The following is a 14,907-nucleotide window of genomic DNA, read 5'->3' as shown; positions in this document are numbered from 1 at the left end:
GGGCTTTTTCATGCTTATTAGTTTTAGAAAACTTCAATGACAGACAATACGATATTGACTCTCTCTGTATACCTGTGTGTTATTGCGTCCATTCTTTTTCGCTTGATAAAGTGCTTTGTCAGCTTGGTCTATCGTGCCTTCTATGTGGAACAGTGCATTTGCATAGCGACACCCAACACTGACCGTTACAGGTAACACTAACCCCTCAATTTTTTCGACGCTACGCCTCAACTCTTCCGACAACTCGTACAATTGATATTCATTGCAATCAAAAGTCACAAAGATAAATTCCTCACCGCCATAGCGAGCAATTAGACGATTTTTATTTGCAAATTGCTTCAATACTTTTGCAACGGCACAGATCACTCTATCGCCTTCATTATGCCCGTGTAGATCGTTTACCGATTTAAAATGGTCAATATCTAGAAGAATGATACCAACACCTTTTAACGGATAAGGCGAACACTCTAAAATTCTCATCTTAACCTGAGAAATAAAGTCCCGCCGATTACTCAACCCCGTAAGATAATCTAAGCTAGCTACATCTAAGATCTTTAAATGACGGTGCCGCAGGTAAAGCACCAAAACGGCGATGATGCTAAGCAAACTTATAACCAAGGTCATCAAACTAACTAGCAATAAACTGTGGTTCTTATTGAGCTCTTGCTCCAAAACTCCAGCAGAAATGATCCAATTTAGATATGGGTAGAACTTATAGAAAATGTTTTTGTTTGTCGTACCGTTGTCATCTGAAATTGAGTAACTAAAATGCCCTTCAGGCTCAGCAACGACCTTATCGATGAGCAACTCTGATGAATAACCAATTAAGGCTTTCAAGTGTTCGTGTTCAAAATTGGGTCGGAGGACTAGCTCGCCTTGCAAATCAACGATATATACATAACCACTATCGCCATATGAATACTTTCTTAGTTTATCTTTAAGCGCTTCGAGATCGACCAAGTACATGAGTTCATCTTTATAAGTGGTCGCCACCAATGTATTACCACTCGGTAGCCTCACTGAATACGCGACCTTCGCACGCTTGCCGACTTCATGTGGATTAGCATGAGAATACTGAGTCATTCCAGACTTTGAGGTCAGTTGCGTTTGAATATGGGTTAAATGCGCGCGATTTCGCCCTTGTAAAAACGGATGATACAGGTGGACACCTTGTGGTGACATCAAATAGATATAACCTGACTCTCCAATCACTAATTCGTTAGCAATTCGGATGACTTCTTTAACTTCTTGTTCTGGAGTGACACCTAGTGTGTGAGAAGCGACAGTATCAGTCACACCTTTGAGATAGGTTTTAATAGCTTCGTTAACGGTAGTATCTACGATGTCGTAGCTTGCGTTTACAATAGTACGGAAGAAGAATTGATTAGACTCTAAAAGTGATTCTTTGGTTCGGTTAAATTGAATAGCAGAGAGGACCAAAGATACGAGGGCCAACACGATGGAAAAGTTGAGGATATACTTACGTCTTACTTTCAAAATTACCTCATAGCTTTTAAATTTTAGGTAACGCTATTGTTTTTATAAGTAGATTGTTTTTATAAGCAGATTGTTTTATATCACATTTATCTATTTTACTGAACGATAGTCGATATTAATGGCGCTCTTCATGTGCAATCTGTGACTTATAGCAAAAACGCCGAACTGGATTCAGTTCGGCGTTTTGATTTTACGTTTAAATTGATAACTTAATTTATACTAAAGTCCTGATAAATCGACTTAAAAGCATTCGCATTTATTACCTATTACTACGCTCTATTGTCTATAAATACATTGCTTAGCATTAAATTAAGAGCACACTTTGCTCCAACTGCCGTCACTTCCCGGCTCGGCACTTGTCCACCAGTTTGCTTGGTAAACACTACCGTTATGAACCACTTGGTCGCCCGTGATTGCGTGGCTTGGGTTACCCGCCCAATCTTTCTGAGGTAAGTCGGGATATACAGCTAAACCCGCAGTATCGCATGTACCTGGGTTGGTACCGCCATCACCAGGATTACCGCCACCAGTACTGATATCACCCAGTGGTAGATCCGGCTGCTCAAAGCTAAATGCATAATCGACACTATTCACATTCACTGTATAGTTTGCAGGGCCAGAAATTGGCAAGTAATAAACCATATCGAGTTCATATACACCACCAGCAGGAAGCTCTTTCCATGCAGGTAAAGTAAACGCTACTCTGTGCATCGGACCATCTAGACCACCAATATTATTGGCACGAGTGTGACCAGAAGCAATCACAGACAAACCACCGCCCGATTGATCTTTTGCGTTATCAGGTGCAGACACTGGGATATCGAACTGGAACTCAGTACCACCAGGAAGCGCTTGACCTGTATTGTTTGTAAACGTGATCTTAGGGTTAATTGGATAGTTTTGATCACCGACTTTGAAGCCACCTACAGAGACAGTAATATCTAATGCTTCCGTTGGGATAGCCCCCGTTGCAACCTTGTTTCCATATGGAGTAGCTGACTTAAACTTATCGTAGATAGCCTTCGTCATAGTGTTACCCATGTGGAATTCACCGTTTCCGCTATTACAAGCCTGTTCGGTTGTATCGATTGAAGTTCGGTTACCGTTCGCATCGAGTACGTAACAGTTGTAATCCCCTGCTAGTTCCCAGAACATGATGCCACCGATTTCTTTGTCGATAACGTAATCGGCTTTCACATCGATAGAATCTTTATCTTCCGTTGAAAGGAATACGCCCTTCTCTGCGTTCCACAACCAAGGAGCAACAGCCACGCTGTCATAGTTACGCGTGTAAGTCCCCGTTAGAACATCTGAAGGATCGTTAACAGGATCAAGCTTGTAAGCTGCTGCATAAGAACCCCAAATGCCTTTCTCTAAGTTCTTCGCATGCCACATTGGGTTTGAACCTGCACCCATTTCGTTGCCTTTCGGATCAGTATCGTGCCACATGTTATCGATACCAATTGCGCCATGGCCACAGTTGTTCTTCTCGCCTTCACCAGTACCTGCTGAGCATTCAGCTTGGTTTGGCAGTGCAGCTCGGCCCCAAAGACCATTCTCACCACCAGTTACACCTTGCCAACCACGTGTGTAGTAAGGCACACCGATGTTAATACGACCTGCTGGCATAGAACCACGGAAGTAGTGGTAGGCCCAATCCGTATTCAGGTAACCGATACCGCCGTAAGCCGCTGTGCCGTATACGTTCCACTGTGCTAACTCTGAATCTTTACCTGTATCAAACAACGCTGCGTTATGGCCTACGTGATCGTTCCACGCACCGTGAAGGTCATAAGACATGATGTTTACGTAATCGAGATATTTGGTTACATCGAATGTTTCCATACCGCGCAGTAGGTAACCCGAAGAAGGCGCCGCGATCGTTAACATGTAGTGATTGCCATCTTGCGCAGAGGCTGCATCAAGCTTCTCACGCAACACTTTCATCAACACTTGGTAAGAAGCCCATAGGTATTGACGACGTGGTTCCATAAAGTCTTTATCGTACGGATTACCTGCGCCCGCCATTGACGTCGGGTATTCGTAATCGATATCTAGACCATCGAACTGGTATTTACGAAGCATTTCAACCGCTGAAGTTGCGAATGTTTCGATACCTTGATGGTTAATAGAACCGTCAGCATTGGTCGTCATGGTATAGAAACCACCATCAGCCACTCGGCTACCATCAGTGGCAAAGTGGCCACCGGTCTCCGCCCAACCACCGATTGAGATTAAAGTCTTAACATCGTGTTTTTTCTTCGCTGTCGCTAATGCACCGAAGTGACCTTTGAAGCCTAATGCTGGGTCAACTTCCACGCCCGGCCACTCTTTACCAACCGCTGCGTTGTTCGGATCGTTCACATCACCCACGTTTACTTTGCCATCAGAGCCGATGCTCACGAAAGCGTAGTTAATGTGTGTGAGTTGTTCCCAAGGAATGTCATTTACTAGGTAAGCAGCTTGTGGGTCATCTCCTGCACGCCAGCTGGTGAAGTAACCAATGACACGACGTGGGTGATCCGCGCCCATTTTCTCACGGCCTTCATCATCGTAAATCGTACAATAAGGAACATCGACACCTTGAGTTTGATACAAGCCATCAGGTCGACAAGTGCTCACCGTTGGTACGCCATTCACCCTCAAAGAAGCCAGCGCTGAATCTGTCGTTGCGCCTTGATTGTCAGTCGCTTTTGCGTAAACCGCTAAAGAACCCGCTTGAGTGGTTGTGTAGTTAAGCGTGTATGGGCTTGTCGCAGCCGTTCCGACTAAAGAACCTGCCACATAAAAATCGACCTTATCAACCGTACCATCGCTGTCTGTTGCTGTTGCGGTAAGCGTTACCACACCACCAACATCAACCGAAGATGCAGAAAGCGCAACCGAAACCGTCGGCGCTTCATTTCCAGGTGTAACTGAATCGACAGAAATAGAGACCGCGCTTGCTAAGCTAGCCGCGCCTTCATTGTCTGTAGCAACAACCGAAACCTGATGGCTACCAGACGTTGCAGCCCAAACCGCTTCGAAAGGTGCTGCTGTAACAACCGCGACTGAAGTTCCATCAATGAAGAATTCAACCGAAGTAACACTGCCGTCGGAATCTAGCGCCGTTGCACTCAACACCACGTTATCGCCTTCAGTGAACATGTCAGAGGCAGATGGAGTCGTTAACGAAGCCGTTGGTGCTTCATTTGGTATACCTCCACCTCCATTGCCGCTACACACATCTAGCTTTTTCCACTGTGCGTAGTCACCTTCAAATTGACTTGGGTTGTTGTTCTGATTCCAGTAATTTGCTGAGTACGCGCTGCTGTCATGTGAAACTTGATCGCCGCCTGTGTAAACCGTGGCAGGATCCCACGCTTCTAACGTTGAGCAATCCACAGCCGCATAGCTATTGAAAGCCATTAAGCATGACGCAGTGAGAGTACTGAGTGTAAAAACCTTTTTGGCCACTCTTCCTTGATTTAGGTGCATGTTAGCAGTCCCTTAAGTTGTTGTTTTAAGATATTTAAAGTAAATGACACTTTTTTTGCCACTTAAATTCCTTCGAAAAACAACTGTAGGTAACAGTGCCAATTAAACACCTAAAATATTTACTATTTATAAAATGACTCGCATTAATTTGTTTATAGCATGCAATGATTCGACACTTATTTTGCACCAACAACTAATATTAATTTATTTCGGAAAGCTAAAAAAATAATGTCTCAAAAGTCAGAAATGTGATTTGAGTTTGAGAAAAATTCGTATCAAAACTAACCAAAAAATAGGGATTTATTGGCGATTTGGGATTATTTTATGAAATCGCCCACTTTTTGATTACAAATATGTTAGTATCAGCGGCTTTTTTGACGAGCCTCACATTTTTATCCAAATGTGGGAGAAATACATAGGCTTGAAAGAGCCAAATATAGCGAAGAAATAATGTCCAACTTGACGCAAGTCGCCAACGAAAACATCAACGCAGAATCTACTTCTATCGATTTCAATAGAGCTCAATCTTTGGGTGAAAAACTGGAACTCGGAAACCCAGTCTTTTGGCTGAGTGGCAGTTTCCTGACCCTCTTTGTCATCCTTGCTTTCACCAACACCTCCGTATTGTCCGAACTTGTCAACATCGGCTTTAGTTACTCAACTAAATGGTTCGGTGCTTTCTGGCAACTCCTACTACTACTCAATTTCATTATCGGTTTAGTGCTTGCACTGAGTCGCACAGGCCACGTTCGTTTAGGGAAGCTTGCCCTACCAGAAATGACCACGTTTAAATGGATGTCTATCGTCCTATGTACACTCCTTGCGGGTGGTGGCGTGTTCTGGGCAGCTGCAGAGCCAATTGCTCACTTTGTTTCAGCTCCACCACTGTATGGCAACGCAGACCCTCAAGCGATGGCATTCAATGCACTATCACAATCTTTCATGCACTGGGGTTTCCTTGCATGGGCTATCTTAGGTGGTCTCTCTTCGATTGTGCTTATGTACTTGCACTACGAAAAAGGCCTTCCTCTTAAGCCTCGCACCCTGCTTTACCCAGTACTGGGCGACAAGGCAATCAACAGCTGGATTGGTAACGTCGTTGATGCGTGCAGCATTGTGGCAGTAGCCGCAGGTACAATCGGCCCTATCGGCTTCCTTGGCCTACAGATCAGCTACGCACTGAGCGAACTATTTGGAATTTCTGACAGCTTTGCTACCCAAAGCGTCGTTATTCTATTCGCTATTGCAATGTATACGCTGTCGGCATTAAGTGGTCTAAGTAAAGGCATCCAACTGGTAAGCCGTTACAACATCATCTTATCGGTGTGCCTAATCGTTTACATTCTCCTTGTGGGCCCAACCAGCTTTATCATTGATGGTTACCTACAAGGCATCGGTGAAATGGTCGACAACTTCATTCCAATGGCACTGTACCGCCAAGATACTGCGTGGCTAGGCGGCTGGACAGTATTCTTCTGGGGTTGGTTCTTAGGTTACGGCCCAATGATGGCGATCTTCATTGCTCGCATCTCACGTGGCCGAACTATTCGCCAAATGATCGTTTCTATCAGCATCGTTGCACCGCTTGTGACTTGTTTTTGGTTCAGCATTGTTGGTGGTAGTGGCTTAGCGTTTGAATTAGAGAACCCAGGCGTAATATCTAGCGCATTCGAAGGTTTCAACCTTCCTGCTGTACTACTGGCTATTACTTCGCAACTACCGTTCCCGACTCTGATTGCAATCCTGTTCCTTATCCTGACGACCACGTTCATCGTGACCACAGGTGACTCAATGACCTACACCATCAGTGTAGTAATGACTGGTACAACAGAACCTAACTCAGCAGTTAGAACATTCTGGGGCGTCATTATGGGGGCAGTGGCTATCGCGCTTATCTCAATGGGCTCTGGCGGCATCTCAGCTCTGCAGTCGTTCATTGTGATCACTGCCGTTCCTGTTTCGTTTATCTTGCTGCCATGTCTATGGCATGCTCCGAAGATCGCGAAGCAGATGGCAAGAGATCAAGGCCTCGCTTAATACCTAATCCGATTTAGTTTCGGATAGCGTAGAACACTAAAAAGCCACTCAAGTGATTCACCTGAGTGGCTTTGTTTTATCTGTTCGCTGTCGACTCTATTAATAGTTCTGTCTACTAACGCTTGTATCTACCGATATTTCGGCTTATTGAAACTTTTCACCAGCAGCAACCATGAATGACATCTCAACCAATAGTTCAGGGTTAGCGAGTTCTGCTTTCACGCACGCACGGCTTGGCGCGCAGCCTTCAGGGAACCACGCTTCCCACACTTCATTGAGTGCATCAAAGTTAGCGAAATCCGTTAGGTAAATAGTCACTGACAATACACGAGATTTATCGCTGTCTACCAAACTCATCATTTCTTCAGCTTGTTCGAAGATTTGCTGAACCTGACTCTTAATTCCTGCCGTTGTATCCGTCTCTGGTACTTCAACAAAGCTTGCAATACCGTTAAACACAGTCACATCAGACCAACGTTTGGTCGGGTTAATTCTATGGATTTTCACTGGTTATACTCTTCTTATAATTAGGGTGCACATCAGCGTAATCTAATCCAAATTCCTAACATTGAAAACAAAAATTAGAAAGCTCGTAGTACCAGCTAAACAGCACTATCGCTATTAGCGTAATCGAACGTAACAAACCTCAGAAGTCACTGTAAATTTTGAAATAGCCGTAAACCTAAAGATCTTCTTTAAGCAACATAAAACTATAAGCTGGCTAGAAGGACGCTGCCAGCTTCTAATGAATAAGGCACTGATACTCACCTACTCAGGCTAGCACCTTACGATAATGATTAGCGTCTTGATTTTGCCCTTTGAATAACGCGTAATTCTCTACACGCTCAACTAAGCCAAAACCGGCCTTAGATAAAATTTTGTTGGAGCCAACATTACCCACTAACGCATAGGCATCCACATATTTAAGGGAAGAGTGCTCCGCCAAATAGATAAGTAACTTCCTGACCGCGTTAGACGCAATGCCTTTAGAACTAAAGGAGTGACTCACTCGATAGCCTAGCTCTCCTCGCTCTCCGTTTTCGTCAATGTCACGTACATTAATCCTACCGCAGATAATCCCTTGTTCATCTTTTATCAACATAGGAATCATCTCATCACTTTCATATTCCGATAAAAAACTAGCAATCTGCTTCTCTACACCTGAAAGTGAATAAAAACTGTCTTCCCGTGGTGGTACAGACACCTCGAACCAATCTCTATTGTCTACTTCAAATTCCAACAGCGCCCTAGCATCACTTGTTTGAAGTAAATGCAAAAATACATCCATAACGAATACTCCCAATGGTTATTTCGAAAGCCTTGCCTACGATTGAAATTCGAGTACCCAAATCTCTGAGTAAACGGTACGTCACTACTTATTTCAGAGTTAGCAGCTGAAAGTGAGGTTCTAGTGGGCATAGGAAGATATTTTTTAATAGAAGTGAATGGGGCGTGACATTTAAGCAACCCACCCCATCAATTATATACATACTTAACGACTACGGTTTACTCGATACTACCCAATTAGTTCCGTCAGTACTTTTTTCGTATACAGAAGTTTGATCTGACGATGTTATTCTTCGTGAATATGTCGTCGGAGATGCACGAAAGAGTGTTTTCCAATAGGCAATTTCTTTACTCTGATCATTAACTATCTTTGACCGTATGACCTTAGATGCGTCACCTAATTCATTACTAGAGTAATCTTTATATCTACCCATAATGTTTGTTTTGATATTTTCAGTATCTAAACTATTTAAATGACTTTTAACATTAACGACTGTCGATAATCCAAAGTCATCGCCTTTTCCAAAAGTATGCTCATTCCAGTCGACATAAGTACGATTTAATTGTTCTTTGATACTCTTGTTATATTTCCAAGTTGAAGTAGTTCTAGAGACTATTTTAGTTGTTAGATCCAGAGATTGACAATTTACTAAGTTATGTATATTACCATCGTAGGCAATGTTAGATAGTACATTGTCAAATTTACCATCTTTAATAATGATTTTCTCTGTGAATGTACAGCCCGGACGGATGCTGCTATTAAAATTGTTAATACTGGCAATATCAAAAGTATTGTTGTAAACACCCCACTGAGTTGAAAGGTTAACCGATGTGGACTCAGACAACACTTCCACCTCTGTTAACAAATCATCGCTCATTTTTGTGGTTGTTTGCTTTGCTGATTGATTAGTACCTAGAGAAGAAATATAAACCTTTTTATACCAATCCTAGCGCCGTTTTCATCTTTGAAGTAGTAATGAACTTGCACATAGCTATTGGGGTTGGTTTGTTGTAAATCTTTTGTATCTGTGAACGATTTCTTTAGACCTGTTACGATATTTTGGGCCTTTAAAGCAAGGTCACTATCTTCAGATGCAATAAAGTCACCATAAATTTTACCCTCAGAAATATTATATGTGCGAATTGTTTCTGTAAGAGCATGCTCTAACGCTTGAGCCTGTTTAGTTTGTTTTTCTATATCGCTCATTAGGTCCTGACACGTATAGTTACTTTTACCATTACTGGTTTCTACTGTCGCCCATAAAGATGAAGTTAAAGGGGTGATAAAACGGTTTTTGAAATCGATCTGTTCTTTAAATTCAGGGGTAATACCATACGATAAGCATTTTTCACAGGCCCCAAATCTTCATCAATAGCGCCAACAGGAACATCTACTATCGTTGGCGCATAACCAAGGCATTTATCCTGGGTTTCATTTAGGTCAAGCTCATAACTACCACCTTTTGTAGTTAAAGCTCTAGGTTCAGTGTTTGCGTTATACTTACCATCATTATTTATATCTAGAAAAACGGTAGCGCCAACAATATAACCATCGATTACTTTTCCAGTAGCTTTTTTGTGGATTTGGCCCACTATCACCGCCACCACAAGCTGCTAGGGCCAGAACGCCCAAAATTGGTATCAACATTTTCATTTTCATTTTCATTTAAATGGCTCTCTATTATTTGTTGAGATTTAAAAATATTAAAATAGTAATACTCTTAAATTAGTTAACGAATACGATGTTATTTACAGCCCTTCACATATTATTACCCATACACATATCAACCTGTTTTTACATTGCTAATTAACCTTCTTGGTTTGGAAAAATGAAAGCCTTGGAATAATATGTTAGATTTCTTTGGAAGTAGTCGTAGGTGTTGAGGATTTTCAACGCCTTCGACAATCAAGGTTACATCAATACGCTCAGATAGCTTAACCATAAACTTAAGTGTCTCATTGGCCACAATATCTTCCTGACATTTTTGTAGTAACGACTTATCTAGCTTAATAAAATCAAAATATTTTTCTGATAAAAGGTTAAAATTGGAGTAACCACATCCAAAATCATCAATAGCAAATCGAAAACCTGCCCCTTTAAGAGCAATTATATTTTCTTTAGCATAACTATGTAAAAGACCCTCACTATATTCAACTGTTTCAAATATTATCTTACTTCTTAACTCTGGAACTAATTTGGTTAATTCCATTACATCATCATAAAAGTCAACGATACTTAAATCTGCATGACTAATGTTAACACTGATATTAGGAAGTGTATCTTGAGTGTTTTTTGCGTATTCAATTATTTTTTTAAAAATTATAATGGTTAATGAATAATGTAGGTGCGGCTCCGTTGCCAATAATGGCATAAATACACCAGGACCTCCGAACTCTGTGCGTTTCCACCTAAGCAATATTTCCCAAAGGTACTCTTTAGAAGTATTCATACTATAAACGACGGGTTGATAAAAAAGCTCGAACTGAGTCCCTCCCTTTTTTATATCGTGATGTAAAGCTTGGATTACCGAACGGGTTCTAACGTTTTTTTCATAGTCATTAATGTTATATATGTAGACACCATCAATAGATTGAAGTGACTTTTTAACACTATAAGCCATTCTTCTAAACAACTGATTTTTATCTTGGGGTTTATCAAAATTAGATAGGATCATGCTAGCAAGAGAATAATCAAAAGTTAGGGTTTTATCGCCTACTTTCTTTTCATGAGGCAAAGAGAATTGAATTTTTTGTTGCTGCTCAAGGATTTTTTTTTCTTCCCAGGGGGTATCGCTTTCAAATACAAGAACAATGTATTTGTCTTCAAACAAACCGATAACCCTTGGTGAAAGTGTCTCACTTAGGTAGTGATGTAATTCTGTTTTAACTATTCGACTAGTTTTTGAATCGAAAAACTTATAGAAATCTGCAGATCTCCCAACACAGATTACATGCATGATCTTGTAGGTACTTCTGTTTGTTCTTAATAATTTTTCTTGAATATAGTTGATGTTAGGTAAATCTGTTTCTTCACAGAAAAAACGTTTGAGCCTTTGTTTATTTTGTTCTCGTTCAAGTCTTTGCTGAACAAAAGATAGCTTTTTTTTACCTTCCGACGACTTCAGATGAAATGATGTGCATATTATTAGTAATGTAATAAAGAACAGACAAAGTAAATTAACAGTAGACAACACGGCACCCCGAATAAAGTGATATGCATCGCATTTTGCGATGCAACGGAATGATTGTATTCTTACTTATGAGATTCGCACAAATAAAAACAAATCTGACCACTTAACAGTCATCTACTTGAATTGAGTGTAATTGTGCACATTTATAAATATCATGCACGAAAACACCACTAACCGCATATTGTACATCCCGTAATATCCCGACAACTTCATAACATAATAGCCACCAAATTACGCCACAGTGCCATTTCAGGGGGGTAATGATTGCATCGCTTTTTTTAGTATTTATTTACGCTATAAAAAACTGACAGTGATCGCGAGATTTAATGGGGAGGGATTGAAATCAGCAACTTTATCTGGGTTACATCACTACATACCCTTGATGAAACCAATCTGTTTGGAAGTGAAACAAACCATAAATTTAATCAAATGCACGCTAGAGGGTAAGTTAAGTCCTAACGCAAACACCTAATCCTAACCTCAACTATCTGAATAGATGGGAAATCTCAATTGAAAGGAGAACAGGACATTTTGATGGATAGAACTAAATAAAAGAGGGAGTCGTTCTGTATAATTAACTGAACAATAATTGATGATGGGGAAACTAACGAAGAGCCATAGTTCATAGCGACGTAAAGTCGTCAACAGCTAACGTTGTTGTAGGTATTAGCAGAATCATCCAGTACGAATCAGCACTGAGGTAGTAAAGCTACATAAAGGCTGGTCAAGGCAATCTGCAATGAATAGTTTAGTGTAATTACACTAAGTTACTGTCGAATGGGTAGTCGCTGGATATATTTGGCCAGTATTACTGTGAGTTTGCCAAATCATCGGTAGAAGATAACGCAATTAAGGTTACTATGTTTATCTCGGTACCTCTGATTATTTTAGCTTTCACAACAATTTGGCTATTAGTATCCTGTAATAAGTTATCTCAATGGCCTGTACGCTTTCAAGTCAAAAAAACAACCCAACCAACACGACTGACAACAGTACGCCGCCGATAAAACTCGGGCCGTGGAATGGTCTAACTTTAGATTTAACGTACTCTTTCTGAAGTTCTTCTTGGTAAGTTTTAACGGCGAGTTCTTTTACGTAGTCATTTTGCATAATAAGCTCCTTCTTATTGGGTAAGAGAAGCTTAAGACTTGAAGTTAGGTTGAGGTAAAGAAAAATTTCACATTAATTGATTACTTCGGGATTGTTACTCTAGAATGACTCTGAACACATCATTGTTCACACCGCCAACATCCACTAATTCTCCCGGCTTCATAAGAAGTAAGGTGTTTAATTGGCGCTTTGAACGTGGTGCTCTATTTTCTCTGATCACTAACATATCAACTAAGTAACCTGAGTTTTGCTTTGATAGTGAGCCCGAGAGAGTAACACTCTCTCTTCTATCGGCTAGAACCGAATTAAATGTTTTATCTTCTAACACACCCGCCGAGATCGACGTCTCACCATAAAAAAGCGTGATAGTTGTCGGATCAGGTGTTAGCTCTTGATTAGATGAACACCCCACTATCGCTAGGCACAACAATAAAATAACTCGAAATTGCATAAACTGGTTTTCTTTCTTACGTTAAGCATCTGTTTTTCATATTAAGACACTTCGACTCAATAAGCACCATATGTCGAGTATAAGCTTAATTATATCGCTTCGAATAAGTTATGTAGCGAGGCTTGGAATTGGCAGTATCTGTGGGGAGTTAGCAGATCAGACCGCCGGCTTATGTTTCGACTCAATGTTTAAGAGCTAAAGCCGAGATCTGATCGCTATTATTGAGAAGGGTGCAATTAATTTAAGCAACGACGTCTTGTGGTGGTGTACCTTCGCAGTTGGAAACGACTGCATCAATTTGAATTAGAGCATTCATAGAAATCTCTGAAACCCCAACTACCGTTCTTGCCGGTAAATCAGCATTAAAGAACGTTGTGTAAATCTCGTTCACCGCATCAATATCTGAAATATCCTTAAGTTGAATATTAATTTTCACAGTATCGTCCATGCTGTGGTCAACACTTTCAATGATCGCCTTAATATTGCTCAAACATTGTTGAGCTTGCTCTTTTACACCACCAGCAACCACTTGATTTGTTTTCGGGTCTAAAGGTAATTGACCTGAAATATGATTGTAGTGAGAAAAAGCAACAGTATGCGAATAAGGCATGAATGGTGCAGCAACAGTATTATTAGCTTCAATAACCAGTAAGCGAGTGTCTTCTGGTAATTGCGGCGGTGTACCGTCACCATGTGAAACGGATGTATCAATTTGAATTAAAGCGCCCATTGGTAGTTCAGCGGCGTTAACAACGGTACGAGCAGGAACGTAGCTTGGGAAGAATTTAGCACATACTTCATTTACCACTTCCGCATCTGCGATATTTTTCACGTAGATAGTCGTTTTAACCACATCATTCATGACATGACCGATACTTTCTAGAATAGCTTTAATGTTTGATAGACATTGTGACGTTTGCGCTTCGATACCACCATCAACCAACTCACCTGTGGTTACATCGATAGGCAATTGAGCTGAAAGATTATTGTAGTGAGAAAAAGCCGCGGTCTGAGTGGACACAGCACTTTGAGGCGCGTTATCTGTATTTCTTGATACCTTAACTAGCGCGCAAGGTGCTTGTGGTTTAGTGCCTTCGCCGTTTGAAATAAGCGCATCCATTTGAACTAAAGCGTCACTGTTCGGTAGCGCAGCTACGCCCACGACTGTGCGTGTAGGGAGGCTGTTTTGGAAGAAGCTTTTGTAAACTTCATCAATAGCATCGATATCAGAAATATTCTTAACGAAAACATTAATCTTCACAACATCATCCATAACATGGTCGATGCTTTCAACAATGGCCTTAATATTATTTAAGCATTGTACGGCTTGGTCTTTAATATTACCGATTACGACTTCACCTGTTTTAGGGTCAACAGGTAATTGAGCTGAAAAGTTATTATAATGAGAAAAAGCGACCGTTTGTGTAGATACAGAATTAATTGGTGCGTTTTCAGTATTTCTTGAAATTTTAATGATATCGCTACTCATCGGTATTATCCTTTTAATAAAATAGGTATACGTATTTATATTTAACAATCGTATTGGAAAGAATGATTAAAGTAGCGCCATGTTAAGTGAATTATTTGAGGGTAAACGTGATATCCATCAGACTCTCAGTTGACTATAAATCAGCAAGTTACAGGATAATTAGTCATCAAACGACTAATTATCCGTCACACTAGGCTTTATCAACTGCTAAATTCTCTTTAATTTTAAGTCTATTCAATAATCCTGAATACTCTCTCAGATAATTCGATGGGTAATTTTAAAAATTTAGATGATATTTGATAGGTTGTTCACACTAAAACTCCGTTACTTGCTAAGTTAGTGAATTTATCCCTTATACCCGTGCATAA

At 40.7% G+C, this 14,907-nt stretch carries 12 protein-coding genes; 1 reads left to right on the top strand and 11 read right to left on the bottom strand.

The window, feature by feature from the left end; all coding sequences use genetic code 11:
* Positions 1-33: 33 nt before the first annotated feature.
* Both K08M4_RS17645 and K08M4_RS17640 read right to left on the bottom strand, forming a co-directional pair.
* The gene (locus tag K08M4_RS17645; RefSeq protein ID WP_086050833.1) at positions 34-1,497 is read right to left on the bottom strand and encodes a sensor domain-containing diguanylate cyclase; all 1,464 of its coding nucleotides are present in this window, start codon (positions 1,495-1,497) and stop codon (positions 34-36) included.
* A 309-nt stretch (positions 1,498-1,806) separates the two neighbouring features.
* Positions 1,807-4,974 carry a chitinase C-terminal domain-containing protein gene (locus K08M4_RS17640; RefSeq protein WP_086050832.1) on the bottom strand — a complete coding sequence of 1,056 codons (3,168 nt, stop codon included), beginning with the start codon at positions 4,972-4,974 and terminating at the stop codon, positions 1,807-1,809.
* Positions 4,975-5,424: 450 nt separating this feature from the next.
* Between K08M4_RS17640 and K08M4_RS17630 the strand changes: the two genes are divergently transcribed.
* The gene (locus K08M4_RS17630) at positions 5,425-7,011 is read left to right on the top strand and encodes a BCCT family transporter (protein WP_086050831.1); all 1,587 of its coding nucleotides are present in this window, start codon (positions 5,425-5,427) and stop codon (positions 7,009-7,011) included.
* Positions 7,012-7,155: 144 nt separating this feature from the next.
* On the opposite strand, the gene K08M4_RS17625 is transcribed toward K08M4_RS17630, so the two are convergent.
* The 9 genes from K08M4_RS17625 to K08M4_RS17600 form a co-directional block, all read right to left on the bottom strand.
* Positions 7,156-7,518, bottom strand: a complete 363-nt coding sequence (locus tag K08M4_RS17625; RefSeq protein WP_017097511.1) for a RidA family protein — start codon at positions 7,516-7,518, stop codon at positions 7,156-7,158.
* Positions 7,519-7,783: 265 nt separating this feature from the next.
* Positions 7,784-8,299, bottom strand: coding sequence for a GNAT family N-acetyltransferase (locus K08M4_RS17620; protein ID WP_086050830.1), 516 nt, complete (start codon positions 8,297-8,299; stop codon positions 7,784-7,786).
* A gap of 211 nt (positions 8,300-8,510) precedes the next feature.
* Positions 8,511-9,176 carry a hypothetical protein gene (locus tag K08M4_RS22360; protein WP_232460258.1) on the bottom strand — a complete coding sequence of 222 codons (666 nt, stop codon included), beginning with the start codon at positions 9,174-9,176 and terminating at the stop codon, positions 8,511-8,513.
* A gap of 35 nt (positions 9,177-9,211) precedes the next feature.
* Positions 9,212-9,505, bottom strand: coding sequence for a hypothetical protein (locus K08M4_RS22355; RefSeq protein ID WP_232460257.1), 294 nt, complete (start codon positions 9,503-9,505; stop codon positions 9,212-9,214).
* Positions 9,506-9,570: 65 nt separating this feature from the next.
* Positions 9,571-9,891 (bottom strand): hypothetical protein, encoded by a 321-nt coding sequence (locus K08M4_RS22350; RefSeq protein WP_232460256.1) that lies wholly within the window; start codon positions 9,889-9,891, stop codon positions 9,571-9,573.
* Between the two features lie 191 nt (positions 9,892-10,082).
* On the bottom strand, positions 10,083-11,492 hold the full coding sequence (locus K08M4_RS17610; RefSeq protein ID WP_032555056.1) for an EAL domain-containing protein: 1,410 nt from the start codon (positions 11,490-11,492) through the stop codon (positions 10,083-10,085).
* Between the two features lie 954 nt (positions 11,493-12,446).
* Positions 12,447-12,599 carry a hypothetical protein gene (locus K08M4_RS22165; protein WP_198299349.1) on the bottom strand — a complete coding sequence of 51 codons (153 nt, stop codon included), beginning with the start codon at positions 12,597-12,599 and terminating at the stop codon, positions 12,447-12,449.
* A 94-nt stretch (positions 12,600-12,693) separates the two neighbouring features.
* A complete protein-coding gene (locus K08M4_RS17605) occupies positions 12,694-13,050 on the bottom strand; it encodes a hypothetical protein (RefSeq protein WP_086050829.1) in 357 nt (118 codons plus the stop codon).
* 241 nt (positions 13,051-13,291) lie between these two features.
* Complete coding sequence (locus K08M4_RS17600; protein WP_086050828.1) at positions 13,292-14,539, bottom strand: RidA family protein; 1,248 nt, start codon at positions 14,537-14,539, stop codon at positions 13,292-13,294.
* Positions 14,540-14,907: the final 368 nt, after the last annotated feature.

It is taken from the genome of Vibrio syngnathi (genome assembly GCF_002119525.1).
Lineage (GTDB): Bacteria > Pseudomonadota > Gammaproteobacteria > Enterobacterales > Vibrionaceae > Vibrio > Vibrio syngnathi.
The sequence above is the reverse complement of the archived record's forward strand: the minus strand, read 5'-3'. Positions and strand labels throughout refer to the sequence as shown.

Coding starts and splice junctions, on each gene's coding strand:
- K08M4_RS17640 (WP_086050832.1), bottom strand. CDS start 4,974: ATGCACCTAAATCAAGGAAGAGTGGCCAAAAAGGTTTTTACACTCAGT.
- K08M4_RS17630 (WP_086050831.1), top strand. CDS start 5,425: ATGTCCAACTTGACGCAAGTCGCCAACGAAAACATCAACGCAGAATCT.
- K08M4_RS17620 (WP_086050830.1), bottom strand. CDS start 8,299: ATGGATGTATTTTTGCATTTACTTCAAACAAGTGATGCTAGGGCGCTG.
- K08M4_RS22360 (WP_232460258.1), bottom strand. CDS start 9,176: ATGAGCGATGATTTGTTAACAGAGGTGGAAGTGTTGTCTGAGTCCACA.
- K08M4_RS22355 (WP_232460257.1), bottom strand. CDS start 9,505: ATGAGCGATATAGAAAAACAAACTAAACAGGCTCAAGCGTTAGAGCAT.
- K08M4_RS22165 (WP_198299349.1), bottom strand. CDS start 12,599: ATGCAAAATGACTACGTAAAAGAACTCGCCGTTAAAACTTACCAAGAA.
- K08M4_RS17605 (WP_086050829.1), bottom strand. CDS start 13,050: ATGCAATTTCGAGTTATTTTATTGTTGTGCCTAGCGATAGTGGGGTGT.
- K08M4_RS17600 (WP_086050828.1), bottom strand. CDS start 14,539: ATGAGTAGCGATATCATTAAAATTTCAAGAAATACTGAAAACGCACCA.